This is a genomic window from Luteimonas sp. WGS1318 (assembly GCF_043187535.1).
Lineage (GTDB): Bacteria > Pseudomonadota > Gammaproteobacteria > Xanthomonadales > Xanthomonadaceae > Luteimonas.
Map to the genome: position 1 here is coordinate 1,381,484 of NZ_CP171131.1, position 14,452 is coordinate 1,395,935.

Annotated in this window: 11 protein-coding genes, 1 tRNA gene and 2 pseudogenes; 11 read left to right on the forward strand and 3 right to left on the reverse strand. The window is 61.6% G+C overall.

The genetic code is table 11. The features are described 5' to 3' along the window. Positions 1-55: 55 nt before the first annotated feature. The 6 genes and pseudogenes from ispH (ACF3M1_RS06275) to ACF3M1_RS06300 all read left to right on the forward strand — a co-directional run bounded on the left by ispH (ACF3M1_RS06275) (position 56) and on the right by ACF3M1_RS06300 (position 7,941). Positions 56-1,006 (forward strand): 4-hydroxy-3-methylbut-2-enyl diphosphate reductase, encoded by a 951-nt coding sequence (ispH, locus tag ACF3M1_RS06275; RefSeq protein WP_394005200.1) that lies wholly within the window; start codon positions 56-58, stop codon positions 1,004-1,006. A gap of 345 nt (positions 1,007-1,351) precedes the next feature. After that, positions 1,352-1,636 (forward strand): annotated as a pseudogene (ispH, locus tag ACF3M1_RS06280) (4-hydroxy-3-methylbut-2-enyl diphosphate reductase); the annotation flags it as partial. Positions 1,637-2,292: 656 nt separating this feature from the next. After that, a complete protein-coding gene (locus ACF3M1_RS06285; RefSeq protein ID WP_394004734.1) occupies positions 2,293-3,459 on the forward strand; it encodes an HlyD family secretion protein in 1,167 nt (388 codons plus the stop codon). Between the two features lie 309 nt (positions 3,460-3,768). Next, positions 3,769-3,963, forward strand: a complete 195-nt coding sequence (locus ACF3M1_RS06290; protein WP_394004735.1) for a hypothetical protein — start codon at positions 3,769-3,771, stop codon at positions 3,961-3,963. A gap of 425 nt (positions 3,964-4,388) precedes the next feature. Next, entirely contained in the window at positions 4,389-6,500 is a 2,112-nt protein-coding gene (locus ACF3M1_RS06295; RefSeq protein WP_394004736.1) for a peptidase domain-containing ABC transporter, read from the forward strand. Positions 6,501-6,826: 326 nt separating this feature from the next. Continuing rightward, a protein-coding gene (locus ACF3M1_RS06300) for an IS3 family transposase (protein WP_394003244.1) occupies positions 6,827-7,941 on the forward strand; the annotation gives its coding sequence in 2 pieces (ribosomal slippage) (positions 6,827-7,079 and positions 7,079-7,941; 1,116 coding nt in all). On the opposite strand, the gene ACF3M1_RS06305 is transcribed toward ACF3M1_RS06300, so the two are convergent. Further along, positions 7,919-8,422, reverse strand: coding sequence for a P-loop NTPase fold protein (locus tag ACF3M1_RS06305; RefSeq protein ID WP_394004737.1), 504 nt, complete (start codon positions 8,420-8,422; stop codon positions 7,919-7,921). The genes ACF3M1_RS06300 and ACF3M1_RS06305 overlap by 23 nt on opposite strands. Positions 8,423-8,572: 150 nt before the next feature. Here ACF3M1_RS06305 and ispH (ACF3M1_RS06310) point away from each other — a divergent pair. Together ispH (ACF3M1_RS06310) and ACF3M1_RS06315 are read left to right on the forward strand one after the other, a co-directional pair. Then, a pseudogene (gene ispH / locus ACF3M1_RS06310) lies at positions 8,573-8,728 on the forward strand (4-hydroxy-3-methylbut-2-enyl diphosphate reductase); the annotation flags it as partial. A gap of 36 nt (positions 8,729-8,764) precedes the next feature. After that, positions 8,765-8,840: transfer RNA gene (locus tag ACF3M1_RS06315), tRNA-Thr, on the forward strand. Positions 8,841-8,941: 101 nt separating this feature from the next. On the opposite strand, the gene ACF3M1_RS06320 is transcribed toward ACF3M1_RS06315, so the two are convergent. Continuing rightward, positions 8,942-10,021 carry a glycerophosphodiester phosphodiesterase gene (locus ACF3M1_RS06320; RefSeq protein ID WP_394005201.1) on the reverse strand — a complete coding sequence of 360 codons (1,080 nt, stop codon included), beginning with the start codon at positions 10,019-10,021 and terminating at the stop codon, positions 8,942-8,944. A gap of 136 nt (positions 10,022-10,157) precedes the next feature. Here ACF3M1_RS06320 and radA point away from each other — a divergent pair, with 136 nt between their 5' ends. From radA to ACF3M1_RS06335, 3 genes are read left to right on the forward strand one after another with little or no spacing between them, the layout of a single operon-like run. Then, positions 10,158-11,534, forward strand: coding sequence for a DNA repair protein RadA (gene radA, locus ACF3M1_RS06325; RefSeq protein WP_394004738.1), 1,377 nt, complete (start codon positions 10,158-10,160; stop codon positions 11,532-11,534). 26 nt (positions 11,535-11,560) lie between these two features. After that, positions 11,561-12,133, forward strand: coding sequence for a hypothetical protein (locus ACF3M1_RS06330; RefSeq protein ID WP_394004739.1), 573 nt, complete (start codon positions 11,561-11,563; stop codon positions 12,131-12,133). A 37-nt stretch (positions 12,134-12,170) separates the two neighbouring features. Further along, a complete protein-coding gene (locus ACF3M1_RS06335; protein ID WP_394004740.1) occupies positions 12,171-12,845 on the forward strand; it encodes a hypothetical protein in 675 nt (224 codons plus the stop codon). Positions 12,846-12,861: 16 nt separating this feature from the next. Here ACF3M1_RS06335 and ACF3M1_RS06340 read toward each other — a convergent pair whose 3' ends face one another. After that, positions 12,862-14,436 (reverse strand): DHA2 family efflux MFS transporter permease subunit, encoded by a 1,575-nt coding sequence (locus ACF3M1_RS06340; RefSeq protein ID WP_394004741.1) that lies wholly within the window; start codon positions 14,434-14,436, stop codon positions 12,862-12,864. Positions 14,437-14,452: the final 16 nt, after the last annotated feature.

The window sequence follows — 14,452 nt, forward strand, 5'->3', positions numbered from 1 at the left end:
GCGGTCGCCTGGGCATTCCACCGGCGTTGCCGGCGGTGCGGGTAAACTGCGCGGCATGGATATCGTCCTCGCCAACCCCCGCGGCTTCTGCGCCGGCGTCGACCGTGCGATCGAGATCGTCAAGCGCGCGATCGAGACGCTGGGCGCGCCGATCTATGTGCGCCACGAGGTGGTGCACAACCGCTTCGTCGTCGAAGACCTCAAGCGCCGGGGCGCGATCTTCGTCGAGGAGCTCGACGAGGTGCCCGATGGCGTCACCGTGATCTTCAGTGCGCACGGCGTCTCCCAAGCGGTGCGTGAGGAGGCCGCCCGTCGCGGCCTCAAGGTGTTCGACGCGACGTGTCCGCTGGTGACCAAGGTGCATTTCGAAGTGGCCCGCCACTGCCGCGCCGGTCGCGACGTGGTGCTGATCGGTCACGAGGGCCACCCCGAAGTCGAAGGCACGATGGGCCAGTGGCGCGCGGAAGCCGGCACGGGCGCGATCTACCTCGTCGAGGACGAGGCCGACGTGGCCGCGCTGGTCGTCGGCCAGCCGGAAAATCTCGCCTACACCACCCAGACCACGCTGTCGGTCGACGACACCCGCGGCGTCATCGCCGCGCTGCGCGCGAAGTTTCCCGCGCTGCAGGGGCCGAAGAACGACGACATCTGTTACGCCACCCAGAACCGCCAGGACGCCGTGCGCGACCTGGCCCGCGAGTGCGATCTCGTGCTTGTCGTCGGTTCGCCCAACAGCTCCAACTCCAACCGCCTGCGCGAGCTCGCCGAGCGCGACGGCGTCGAGTCGTACCTGATCGACGGCGCCGATGAGATCGACCCGCGCTGGGTCGAGGGACGGCAGCACATCGGCGTGACCGCCGGCGCGTCCGCGCCGGACGTGCTGGTGCAGGGCGTGCTGGATCGCCTGCGCGAGCTCGGCGCGGGTGGCGTGCGTGAACTGGCCGGTGAGCCGGAGAACATGGTCTTCGCCTTGCCGCGCGAGCTGCGCCTGCAACTGGTCAATTGACCGCAGGGCCCGCGCTCCTTCGTAAACCCCTTAGGGTTGCGGCACAGCAGTGAGATGAGATGGTTAGCCTCCCCTGCTTCGAGCGGCGGAGCAGATCCGCAAAGTTTGCGGAAGGTACGAGGGAAGAGATATCAACACCTCGAGCCAGACTTTCCCCAATGCCCTCCTGGCGGACGTTACTGCGTTAGGCCTGTGTGCGGGTGGCGTATGCTCCGTTCGGCTTACCTCGCGCTTACCGAAAAGTTGCGTATTCCAAGGGGCGGACCATGCTCTTGTTCTTTAACTATTATGTGAAGCTTGCAAAAATGTTCGCGGGAGCCTTTCGGCTCACCGGCGCCTTAACCAGTCGTCGGCTCGCCGAACAGCTCCAACTCCGACCGTCTGCGCGAGCTCGCCGAGCGCGATGGCGTGGAGGCGTACCTGATCGATGGCGCCGAGGAAATCGACCCGCGCTGGGTCGAAGGCTGTCGCCATATCGGCGTGACCGAGGGCGCTTCAGCGCCGGACATCCTCGTCCAGGGCGTGCTGGACCGCCTGCGCGAACTCGGCGCTGACGGCCTGCGAGAGCTGTCGGGCGAGCCCGAGAACATGGTCTTCGCCCTGCCCAAGGAACTGCGCCTGCAACTGGTCGATTGGCCGCAGAGACAACAGGCGCGTCATTCGCGGCCTCTCATTTTTCGCGATTGCGTCTGGTTCTGGCAGGAGATCACCTTCGTCCCGGATGTCGTTCGGGCGGATTGTTCGGCAGCGATCGCGGAACACGCAACGCGGCGAATACAAGAACTCAAACCACATCACCACCGCTTAGTGCACGTGGCGCTAAAGGATCCGCGTGAGCCTTTGCTTAGCGTAAGCTTCCTGTGACTTACAACACACTTACCGACGTTGTGGGTACTTATGCCTGTCCTTAAGTCGCTGATTCTTAGGTAAGCGCTGCGAACTAGGGCTGAGAGGGGCATGGCATTTGATATGCCACGCGCTCCTAACGAAGAACTAGCTTCTTGCTTGCTCGCTGCTCATCCTGAGGCACTGACATGACTGGTCATGGCGAATCGCAATATAGGAATTTTCTTACAGATCTGACGTAACGGCACGAGTAATCTCGCTGCTCGACTCGCACCCACGCAGGGGCGATCCGAGGACACTCAGCATGCCGCTCGACGAGAGACCGCTGAGCCGAGTTAGGCTTGCCCGGGGGGGGCAAAGTGGCAGAAGACCTTTTTAGGCGAGAAGTGCTCGAAGCCAAAAGAGCAGGGTGGTTAGGAGAAATATCGATAGTGCGGCCTATGAAGCTCTGGATCATGGCTGTTGTCGCTAGCTTGATCGCCTTAGCCGTCGTACTCGTGTTGATTTTCGGAACCTATACGCGCCGCTCCCAAGTCGGCGGACAGCTTGTCCCGGTGAGCGGGATGGCTGCCGTGCTTGCGTCGACTTCCGGCGTGATCACAAGCCTAGACATCCAAGAAGGCGACCGAGTTGAAGCCGGCCAGGTTATTGGCGTTCTTGCCGTGCCTCGAGCAACTATGGCTGACGGAAACACGTCGGCTGCGCTAGGGGCGAGACTTCAACGACGAGTTGACGGACTAAGATCGGCGCAAGACGCAAAACAGGATCTGCTTGAAGCCCAGCGCACGGGGCTTGCTGCGCAACTGAACAACGCAAGGCTCGAATACAATCAGATAGGCGCTGAGATCGCTACGCGCAGGGAGCAGGTCCGGATAGCCAATGAGACTCTGCTGCGCCTGCAATCGCTAGAAGAGGAGCGATTTGTGAGCTTGCTTCAGATAAAGCAACAAGAGTCACTCGCGCTCTCACATCTCAGTGAACTGCAGGCACTGGAGAGGCAATCGATTCTCACCGAGCGCATGATCGGACAGATCTCTCAGGCAATCAGAGAGTTGCCAAGCGAGATAAGGGCCGCCGAAGCAAGTTTTGAGCAAAGTGCGGCAGCCATCGAGCAAGAGCTGGTGGAAAACATTGCAAGTAGTGAACTCGCTATTGTCGCGCCTGTTTCAGGAATTGTCGCAACTCTGCAGGTTAAGGCTGGCCAGTCGGTCCAAGGCGGGCAATCCATGATTAGCTTGCTGCCTGGCGACGGCGAGTTGGAGGCTGAGCTTCTCATTCCTAGTCGTGCGATCGGATTCGTTGAGGAGGGCGACAAAGTCCTATTAAGGTATCAAGCCTTTCCGTTTCAAAAATTCGGTCACCACGAGGGAAGTGTGACGCGAATTAGCCGAAGTACTCTCCACCTGGGCCGCGCAGAAAGTGCAACAGAGCCTTTTTATAGAATTACGGTTGCGTTGAGAGAGCAGAGCGTTAGTGCATATGGCAGAAAGGAGTCGCTCAAGCCGGGGATGCTTGTAGATGCCGACGTCTTGGGGGAATCCCGATCATTGTTCGAGTGGGTGCTAGAGCCTATCTACTCGATAAAAGGTACTGTGTTCGGAGAGTAGTTTTACTCCGAAGATGCAGTAAGGGGGCCGGCTAGCTCGGCCATAATAGTTGTAAGAATTAATCAAGGACTGATATGCGAGAGCTTACGTTTGATGAGATCCAGGCGGTTGAGGGTGAAGGCGTTGGTTCTGCGTTCCTGAGCGGCGCAGGCGCAGGCGCATTCGTTGGCGCGCTAGGCGGTGGGCCCATGGGAAGCGCCGTTGGTGCGTTGGTCGGCGGCGGGCTCGGCGTCGCTTTTTACTTGATGTAAGCCAAGTAAATTAGACCGCAATTGCTACTAACCTAAACACAATTGAGCGAGAAATAACATGCGCGAACTCACTTTTGAAGAAATGAACAGTGTCGACGGTGCTCACGAAGGAACCTCCAACGGCTTTGCTTCCGGCGCAATCGCTGGTGGCGCAATCGGCTTTATGATTGGTGGACCCATCGGAGCAATCGCAGGCGGAATCAGCGGAGGGCTTCACGGGGCTTTCGTCGGCCACTTCTTCTTTGCGCAATAATCTCGATCTAGCGAGGTTGTAGAGAGACGGGGGCCGAAATTGCGCGGTCCCCGCCTTTTTAAATTTATAGGAAGCTTGTGCTCAAAAGTAATATCTGTCTAGGCTAAAGAGGACGATCATGAAAATTCCAGGTATAGATTCCAAGACCTATCTAATCTGCATCTCAGGCTTGGTAATGGTAGCCGCTGGTTCTGGCTTGAAACTCTGGCCTGTGCTTCTGCTGGGAGCTGGAGTAGCGAGTGTAGCTCGATATGCCGATATGAAGCTGGCCGGTAGCGATAAGGTGAAGTCAGCTAAACCGGAATAGGACTGGTATCAGACCGTGGGCGCTCAATTCTGCAGCCAGTCAAAGTTCCGTCAATCCTAATGTAGCTTCTGGCTCGCATTTGCTCTCGACAAACTAAAAGAAAAAGCACGAGTAATTGATGAAGGCTATCTTGCAGTCTGAGGCGACCGAATGTGGCCTAGCGTCGCTTGCGATGATCGCCAACTTTCATGGGTTTCATGTTGGTCTGGCCGAACTTCGTAGGCGGTTCCCGCTATCCCTAAAGGGAGTGAAGCTGGCGCAACTGATCCACATTTCACAGCAGGTTGGCTTCGCAGCGAGACCCCTTCGCCTGGATATGGAGCACCTACAGGATCTTAAGTTACCTTGCATCCTGCATTGGGACTTAAACCACTATGTCGTGCTCACAAAGGCCTCTCGGGGGAAATTCGTCATATATGACCCGGCGCTAGGTAAGAGGGCCTTAACCGCCCCTGAGCTTTCCGAGCACTTTACCGGAGTCGCGCTGGAGCTCACCCCTACCGCCGATTTCAAAAAAGAAGCCCACGCACCTGCAATCACTCTACGCCAGCTTACGGGTCGAGTGCACGGCTTGGGCCAGGCCCTAGCGCTGATTCTTGCGCTCTCTGTGGCGCTTCAGGTGTTTGTGGTTCTAGCACCGTTCTTCATGCAGTGGGTTGTCGACCAGGCACTAGTCTCGGCTGATCGCAACCTTTTGACCATGCTAGGTTTGTGCTTCCTAGGCGTGGTCTTAATCCAGGTAATCATCGGCCTTCTGCGAGGCTGGGCTGTAATCTATCTGTCTTCACGTCTGGGGCTGCAATGGATGGGAAGCGTTTTCTCGCACCTCATGAAGCTGCCACTAGACTTTTTCGAGAAGCGGCACCTTGGCGACATCACGTCGAGGGTTTCGTCCGTACAGACAATTCAACGCACAATGACAACTAGTTTTGTCGAAGTGATAATTGATGGGTTGATGGCTGTAGTTACGCTCGGTGTGATGCTCCTGTATAGCTGGAAGCTCGCTCTCATTACATTGTTGGCTGTTGCTATCTATGTGGCCATCAGAGCTGTTGCTTATCGGCCAGTTCGGGACAGAACAGAGAATCAGCTCGTGGCTGGGGCGAAGCAACAGACGCACTTGCTCGAATCGCTCCGGGGTATGCAAAGTCTAAAGATTGCCGGTCAAGAGCCATCTCGAAGGTCGACCTTCGAGAATTTAATGGTTCGCACAGTAAACGAAGAGGTCAAGCTGTCGAAGTTGACACTTGGATTCAATACTTCTAGTCAGCTTGTTTTTGGCCTTGAGCGTGTCGCAGTAATCTGGATCGGTGCGATCCTCGCTATGACTAATGTATTTTCAGTTGGTATGCTAATCGCGTACTTGGCTTACAAGGATCAGTTCGCCCAGCGCATGTCGGCGCTGGTTGACAAGTGGATAGAATTTAGGATGTTGCGCCTTCACGGCGAGCGGTTGGCGGACGTTGTTCTCACAGAGCCTGACGAGTGTATGCGGAAGCCTGATCTTCCTGCTCCGTGCTCGTTCAGAATTGAGGTGGTGAATCTATCGTTCCGATATGCGGAAGGTGAGCCATGGGTCGTAAAGGACTGTTCCTTCATTGTTGAAGAAGAAGAGGCAGTAGCGCTAGTCGGTGCCTCTGGCTGTGGAAAAACCACGCTCGTTAAGCTCATGCTCGGATTACTAAAACCAACTAAGGGCCACATCCGGGTCGGCGGACTTGATATCCATGAGCATGGTGTGAGGAACATACGAAATATCGTCGGTGCCGTGATGCAGGACGATCAGCTCTTCGCGGGCAGTATTTCCGAGAATATCAGTGGCTTCGACCATCACATTGATCAGCAGAGGGTTGAGATTGCAGCCGCAAACGCTGCCGTCCACGACGATATCAACGTCATGCCTATGGGCTACCACGGTCTGATCGGCGATATGGGAAGCTCGCTTTCAGGTGGCCAGAAGCAGCGGGTAATCCTCGCTCGCGCGCTGTATCGGATGCCCAAATTGCTATTCCTCGATGAGGCGACTAGTCATCTCGATGTGATGAAAGAGCGACTCGTAAATGATGCTGTGAAGCAGATGAAGCTTACGAAAGTGATCGTAGCTCATCGGCCGGAAACGATTAACAGCGTCGATCGCGTCCTTCTCATGGAGCAAGGACGGATTGTCCAGGAAGTTCGCCCACGTCGGCCGATTGAGAACGTTGATGAGCGAGTGGCAGTGGAGGCTTAATCCGAAGCTCGCTTCAAAGCGTAAGTTCGTTTCCCTCCGTCTCGCATAGATCGTCACCTGCGTGGCGCCGTAGATGATGTCGGGATCTCCCGTGCTCGACAGTGCGTCGACAACCCCTGTTGTCGCAAGTAGTTGAACTTCCTGTAAGTGCGTCTTGAGCTCTCTCAAGGCATTCCTTATCGAGAGCGTGCCATTGTGTGTGCCACGGCCAGGCCCTGTGTGGGTGGGTTGGAACTTCAATTATCAGGTGTTGCGTAAGCTCCCCCACCTGACAGACACCGCATAAGTAGATCTTTCTGGCATCGTTTCCTCAGCCAGGAGGTTCCATGCGCACATCGAAGTTCACCGAGACGCAGATCATCGCGACGCTCAAGCAGGCCGACGCAGGCGTGCCGGTCAAAGACATCTGTCGCCAGGTCGGCATCAGCACCGCGACGTACTACCAGTGGAAGAGCAAGTACGGCGGCCTGGAGGCCTCCGAGCTTCGGCGGGTCAAGGAGCTCGAGTCCGAGAACGCCAAGCTCAAACGGATGTATGCCGAGCTGGCGCTCGACAACGCAGCGATGAAGGACCTGATCGCAAAAAAACTCTAGGGCCGGCGCGCAAGCGCGAGGCCGTGCGGTTCCTCGTCGAGGTCCACGCGCGGCCGCTGCGCCGGTCCTGCGCATGCGTCGGTTTGTCGCGAGGGGCGTGGTACGCGCCGCCTCTGGATTGGACGGTGCGCGATGCCGAGCTGATCGCTGAAATCGCGCGCTTCGTTGAGGCGCACCCCAGCCGCGGCTTCTGGAAGTGCAGCAACCATCTTCGCAAGCAGCAGCCGGCCTGGAATCCCAAACGAATCTATCGCGTGTACAAGGCCATGAAACTCAACCTGCGCCGCGCCGCCAAACGGCGCCTGCCCAAGCGCGAGCGGGTGCCGCTCTATGTGCCGAGGCTGCCAGACACGGTCTGGTCTGTCGATTTCATGAGCGACGCGCTCGCCTGCGGCAGACGGTTTCGCACGTTCAACGTCGTGGACGACTTCAACCGAGAAGCCCTGCACATCGAAGTGGACACGTCGATCAACTCGCAACGGCTGGTCCGTGTGTTCGAGCAGATCAAACGCGATCATGGTTTGCCGCAGGTCGTGCGCTCGGACAACGGTCCCGAGTTCTTGGGCGAAGCGTTCACCAACTGGCTCAAGGCGAACGGCGTGGCGCTGCAGTACATCCAGCCCGGCAAGCCGAACCAGAACGCCTTCATCGAACGCTTCAATCGCACTTACCGCGAAGAAGTGCTGGACCAACATCTGTTCGCCCGCCTCGACGACGTCCGCGAAGCCACCCACTGGTGGACGATCGACTACAACGAAGCACGACCCCACGACTCACTCGGCGGGCTGACGCCCGTCGAGTACCGCCACCAACACGCCCGAAGTTCTATTTTTGATGTGTCTGCTTGACGGGGGAGCTTACGACCACAGCGGCTGTCGTGATGCCTTTAGCGGCAGGACTGAACGCGATGCGAGCCGCGGAAGAGATAAGTTGGTATAGAGCCGCAGCGTTTTCCAGGAGCCTTTTCCTCGCTTCCTCATATAGAGGAATATCTTCGCGTTCCAGCGTATTCCTCAGCAGGTCGGTAGCTTGGACTACCGCCTTAGTAAAGCTAATCAGAGGATCGCGCTTAGCCTCGGCTTTCCATGCGTCCAGGACGACCACGGCCCAGTCGGGGGCGTTTTTCCGAAGATCTTTCTCGAACATTTCGAGGAAATAACTTTTCCCCGATCCCCACTGACCTTCAAGGCCAATTACCCAGGAGTCGCTTTCTGCACTCGCTATCGCTGAGCGAAGCAGCGCTGCGAAGTCTCCTCTACTGAGTTGATCAGCTGCGAACGGATCATCGAGCGTGATCGCACGATTCATAGGGCGGTTCAGGGTCGCCATTGGCTGTCCAGCATCAATGTGGTCCGTCGCGCAGGTTACAGGGACTGGAGATGGCTGAGCACGGCCAAGCTAGGTAGATTGTTAGTGTCCGAGAAGTCTGATCGACGTGCGACCAAGCTCGTGAAGCTCGGCTTATCAGGCACTTACGCCGTAACCGCCGGCGCCTCCGCTCCGGACGTGCTGGTGCAGGGCGTACTGGACCGCTTGCGCGAGCTCGGCGCGGGTGACGTGCGTGAACTGGCCGGTGAGCCGGAGAACATGGTCTTCGCCTTGCCGCGCGAGCTGCGCCTGCAACTGGTCGATTGACCGCAGGGCCCGCGCTCCCTAGAATTCGCGTCCCAAGCCGGAATAGCTCAGTTGGTAGAGCGGCGCATTCGTAATGCGTAGGTCGTAGGTTCGATTCCTATTTCCGGCACCAAGCTTCAGCAGAAAGGCTGCGCCCGACGGGCGTGGCCTTTTTTGTGGCCGCGATTGCCGGCCGAGTGGGGAAGATTGCTCTCGCCTTGCCGCCGCTCCCGATCAGCCGCCATCAAGCGCGCGACGCGCCACCGCGGGATCGTCCGCGAACAGGCCATCGATCCCAGCCGCGACGTGATCGCGGATGTGGCGGATCGAGCCGTCGTCATTGCGTTGCGTGTCGTCGCCGTCGCGGTACTCCGCAGGCAGGTAGGTGTTCTCCGGGCGGAAGGTGTACGGCATCACCTGGAGACCGGCCGCGTGCGCTGCGTCGACCAGCGGGCTGCGGAGACGGCCGTCGGCGCCGCGCTGCAACTGCAGCACCTGGAACGGTGGGCCGATCAGGTCGGCGTAGGCGGCGATGGCGCGCAGGCCGTCGGGCTGCATCATCGCGCCGTAGGTCGTGTCGCTGTCGGCAGCGAGGTCGTAGGGCCGGCTGCGCGGGTCGCCCAGCAGTTGCAGCAGACGCACGTTGGGCAGCGCGCCCAGTCGCGTGCGCAGTACGCGCAGGTTTCCGGTTTCGAACGACTGGATGATCACCGGCGCCCGCCGGGTGTAGGGATGCGCCGCCAGGGTCGTCAGCAGCCGGTCCTCCATCGGCAGGCCGATCGCGCGGAAATAGCTGGGATGCTTGAGCTCGGGCACCAGCGCGATGTCCCGGCCCGTACGCGCGGAGGCCTCGGCGGCGAGCGCGACGATCTCGTCCAGCGTGGGCACCTCGAACTGCCCGTCGTGGACGGTGGGCCGCAGGGTGGGGCGCGGTTCTCGCGCGCGCAGGGTCTTGAGTTCGGCGAGGGTGAAATCCTCGGTGAACCAGCCGTCGACCCACTCGCCGTCAATCTTTTTGCGCGTGCGGCGCGCGGCGAATTCCGGGTGTGCGGCGATATCGGTGGTGCCGCCGATTTCGTTTTCGTGACGGGCGACGAGCACGCCGTCGCGGGTGCTCACCAGATCGGGTTCGATGGCGTCGGCGCCGTCGTCGATCGCGCGCGCGTAGGCGGCCAGCGTGTGTTCGGGCATGACCGCGCTCGCGCCGCGGTGGGCGATGAGCAGCGGACGTTCGACATCGGGCATGGCGGCTCCGGCGGTCGGCGGCATGGGCGAACTGGTGCAGGCGGCGAGCGCCAGCAGCGGGGTCAGCATCGTGGCACGCATGGTCGGTGCTCCGGGCAGCAGGCCCCCGACGATGGCGCGATGGGGTGTCGACCCGATGACAGCCGTCTCGCCCGCCGAGACGGGGCGCGGCTAAAGTGGCGGCTGATGCAATGCGGGCACTTCGATGGCAAAGGCTAGGACGGCATACGTCTGCAGTGAATGCGGCGCCGATTTCAACAAGTGGCAGGGGCAGTGCAGTGCCTGCGGGGCCTGGGACACGATCGCCGAGATCGTGCTGGAGAGTGCGGTGGCCGCGAAGTCGCCCGCCTCGCGCCGCAGCGGCTGGGCCGGGAAGATCGACGCGCCCAAGGTCATGGCGCTCAAGGACGTGCAGCAGGGCGAGGACGTGCGCGTGTCGACCGGCATCGGCGAGTTCGATCGTGTGCTCGGCGGCGGACTCGTCGAAGGCGCCGTCGTACTGGTCGGCGGCGATCCGGGCATCGGCAAGTCGACCCTGCTGTTGCAGGCGCTGGCGCAGATGGCGGGCACGCTGCCGGGCCTGTACGTCACCGGCGAAGAATCATTGGCGCAGGTCGCGGGTCGCGCGGTGCGCCTCGGGCTGTCGCTCGACGGCCTGCACGCGCTGGCCGAGACCGGCATCGAACGCATCCTGCAGCACGCCTCGGAGCTGCGACCGAAGCTGATCATCGCCGACTCGATCCAGACCCTGTGGACCGAATCGCTGACCGCAGCGCCGGGCTCGGTGAGTCAGGTCCGCGAATCCGCCGCGCGTCTCGTGCGTTACGCCAAGGAAACCGGCACGGCCGTGTTCCTCGTCGGCCATGTGACCAAGGAGGGCGGCATCGCCGGCCCGCGCGTGCTCGAGCACATGGTCGATGCGGTGCTGTATTTCGAAGGCGACAGCGGCAGCCGCTTCCGGGTCATGCGTGCGTTCAAGAACCGCTTCGGCGCGGTCAACGAACTCGGCGTGTTCGCGATGGGCGACAAGGGTCTGAAGGAAGTGCCGAACCCGTCGGCGATCTTCCTGTCCGGCGGCAGCACGCCGCAGCCCGGCAGCTGCGTGATGGTCACGCGCGAAGGCACGCGGCCGTTGCTGGTCGAAGTGCAGGCGCTGGTGGATGCCTCGCCACTGTCGAATCCGCGCCGCGTCGCGGTGGGCATGGAAGGCAACCGGTTGGCGATGCTGCTGGCGGTGCTGCATCGCCACGGCGGGATCATGACCGGCGACCAGGACGTGTTCGTCAACGTCGTCGGCGGCATCCGCGTGCAGGAAACCGCGGCGGATCTGCCGGTGCTGCTGTCGGTGCTGTCGTCACTGCGCGACGCGCCGCTGCCGGACAAGACGATCGCGTTCGGCGAAGTGGGCTTGAGCGGCGAGATCCGGCCCGTACCCAACGGCGAGGAGCGGTTGCGCGAGGCGGCAACGCACGGCTTCAAACGCGCGATCGTCGCGAAAGCGAACGCACCGAAGACCGGCAGCTTCAAGGGCATGGAGGTCATCGGCGTCGAGCGTCTGGCCGAGGCGCTGGAGCACATCTGACCCGGCACGCCGGCTAACATCGGGCGATGTCCCGAGCGTCCATCACGACGACCGCCGCGCGCGTCGTTTCCATCGCCCTGCATCCATTCCTCGTGCTGGCAGTGCTTGCGCTGCTGGCCGCGTGGCGCGTCGATCCCGCATCGCTGCCGCGCACCGCGCTGGGAATCGGCGCGGCGATTGCGATCGTGTCGGTCTTCATCTGGCAAAGGCGGCGCGGCGGGCACTGGGAAACCGTCGATGCGTCTCGCCGTCAGGAGCGGCCGCTGCTGTATGCACTCGCGCTGCTGGTCGCCGGGGCCTACTGGCTGTGGATGGGTGGCCGCGCATCGGCGACATCGAATGGCGTGCTCGCCGCGGTCGCGATGCTGTGCGTGGCCGGCATCGCCAACCGCTGGATCAAGCTGTCGCTGCACATGGCGAGTCTGGCGTTCGCAGGCGTGGCCGCGTGGCCGCTGTGGCCAGGTGCGGCCATCGTCGCGCTGGCTGCATTGCCGCTGCTCGGATGGGCGCGCCTGCGGATGGCGCGGCATACGCTGCCCGAGGTGCTCGGCGGCACGGCGCTGGGGCTCCTCGCTGGCGTCGCATTGCTGGCAGCCTGACGCGCGGATGCGGCAGGTTCCGATGCGAAGCGTTCGCATGACCGTGCAGGCTATCGACGCGGCATGTCGCCGCGTCGACCAAGGACGCATGCAGATGGACGGTTCTCGAAAACACAGCCCGAAGCATTTCGCGACCACAGCGTGCTGGCTGGCCTTGCTGCTGGCGCCGATCGCGGCCTTCGCAATGGATGCGGCCGACCGCATCGGCGTTCCGGGCCCGATCCGCTTCGGCGATACGGAATTCGCGCTGCAATGGGTCAGCAATCCGTCGCCCGAGCTCTACAAGCAGGAGTACGTGCCGGCGGGCCAGCGTGTCGAGCGCTACGACAGCATGCTGCTGATCGATGTGCGGCCGCTCGGCGCCGACCTCGCGCAGACAGCGCGCGCCATGATCGAACAGATCGAGGCCCGCAAGGCCACCGACCCGGTGGCCAACTTCGAAGTGCTGGTCAACGAGGCCGGCGACGAAGTGCTGCTCGACTTCCTGATGTCGGCGCCGGATGCGTCGGGCGTCATCGTCGAATGGAATGCCTATCGCTATCGCCGCGGACCGGGTGGGCAGGGCACGACGATGGTGGGCATCAGCCGTCGCGGCTATGGCGACGCGGCGCGTGCGTTTCTGGTCGACCTCAAAGCGCGTCGCGCGCAGGACATCGCAACCCTGTCCGCCTTGCCAGGGTTCGAGATCCGGCTGCCGGCACCCGCTCGGTAGCACGCCACACGGGTGCTCAATGCCCGCCGGCCGCCGCGCCGCCGGTCTTGGCCGCGAACGGCGGTTTCGCCATCCAGACGAAGGCGATCACCACCAGAAACAGGATGCCGAGCAGGTGGAAGATCTCGTTGAAGCCGATCTGCGTGGCCTGCTGCGCGATCATCTGCTCGAGCAGCAGTGCGCCGCGTTGCATATCACCGTTGCCCAGCGCGGTGATCGTCTGTTGCATCGCGGGATCGTGCGCGGGGATGTGTTCGGTGAGCTGCGCATGGTGGATGGTGCTGCGCTGGTTCCAGGCCCAGGTCGTCAGTGACGCGGCGAAACTGCCGCCCAGCGTACGGCAGAACGTCGCCAGGCCCGAGCCCGCGGCAATTTCATGCGGCTCCAGGTCCGACAGCAGGATCGTGAGCACCGGCATGAAGAACAGCGCGACGCCCAGGCCCATCCACAGCTGCACCATCGCCACGTGCTGGAAGTCGACGTCGAGATTGAAGCCCGAACGCAGGAAGCTGGTGAAGGCCATCACCATGAAGGCGAAACTGGCGAGGATGCGCAGGTCGAACCGCGTCGCGTACTTGCCGACCAGCGGCGTGAGCAGCACCGGCAGGATACCGATCGGCGCCGTCGCGAAGCCTGCCCAGATCGGCGTGTACCCGAGGTTGCGCTGTAGCCACAGCGGCACCAGCAGGCCGACGGCGAAGAACGCCGAATAGCCGAGCACCATCGCGATCGTGCCGAACGCGAAGTTTCGATGCCGGAACAGGCGCAGGTTGACGATTGGATCCTTCTCGGTGAGTTCCCAGATCAGGAACACCGCCAGACCGATCACCGCGGTGATGCCGAGCCAGATGATCTTGGTCGATTCGAACCAGTCCTCTTCGTTGCCGAGGTCGAGCAGCGTCTGCAGCGCGCCGACGCCGATGATCAGCGTGATCAGGCCGACGTAGTCCATCTTCGGCGTCTCGAGCGTTTCCGGCCGGCCGCGCAGCTGGTTGGCGACGACGAGGCAGGCGAAGATGCCGATCGGCACGTTGATGAAGAAGATCCATTCCCAGCTGTAGTTGTCGGTGATCCAGCCGCCGAGGATCGGTCCGCAGATCGGCGCGACCACGGTGACCATCGCCAGCAATGCAATCGCCTGTCCGCGTTTGGCGGGTGGGTAGATCGAGATCAACAGCGCCTGGGTGACCGGATACATCGGACCGGCGACGAAGCCCTGGATCGCGCGCGCGGCGACCAGAAATCCCATGCTCGATGCGAGCCCGCACAGCAGCGACGCGAGTACGAACGCGAACGTCGCCCAGACGAACAACTTCCGCTCGCCGAAGCGCCGCGTCATGTAGCCGGTCAACGGCAGCGCGATCGCATTGCTGACCGCGAACGACGTGATCACCCACGTCGCCTGGTTGGCACTCGCGCCGAGATTGCCGGCGATCGTCGGCAGCGACACGTTGGCGATCGTGATGTCGAGCACTTGCATGAACGACGCCAGCGCGAGGCCGATCGTCGTCAGCGCGAGGTTCGGCGGACGGAACGCAGGTTGCGCGGCCGGGGCGGAAGCGCCCGGCGCGTCGGCGGTGGTCGTGGACATGACGGGCTCGGCGGGC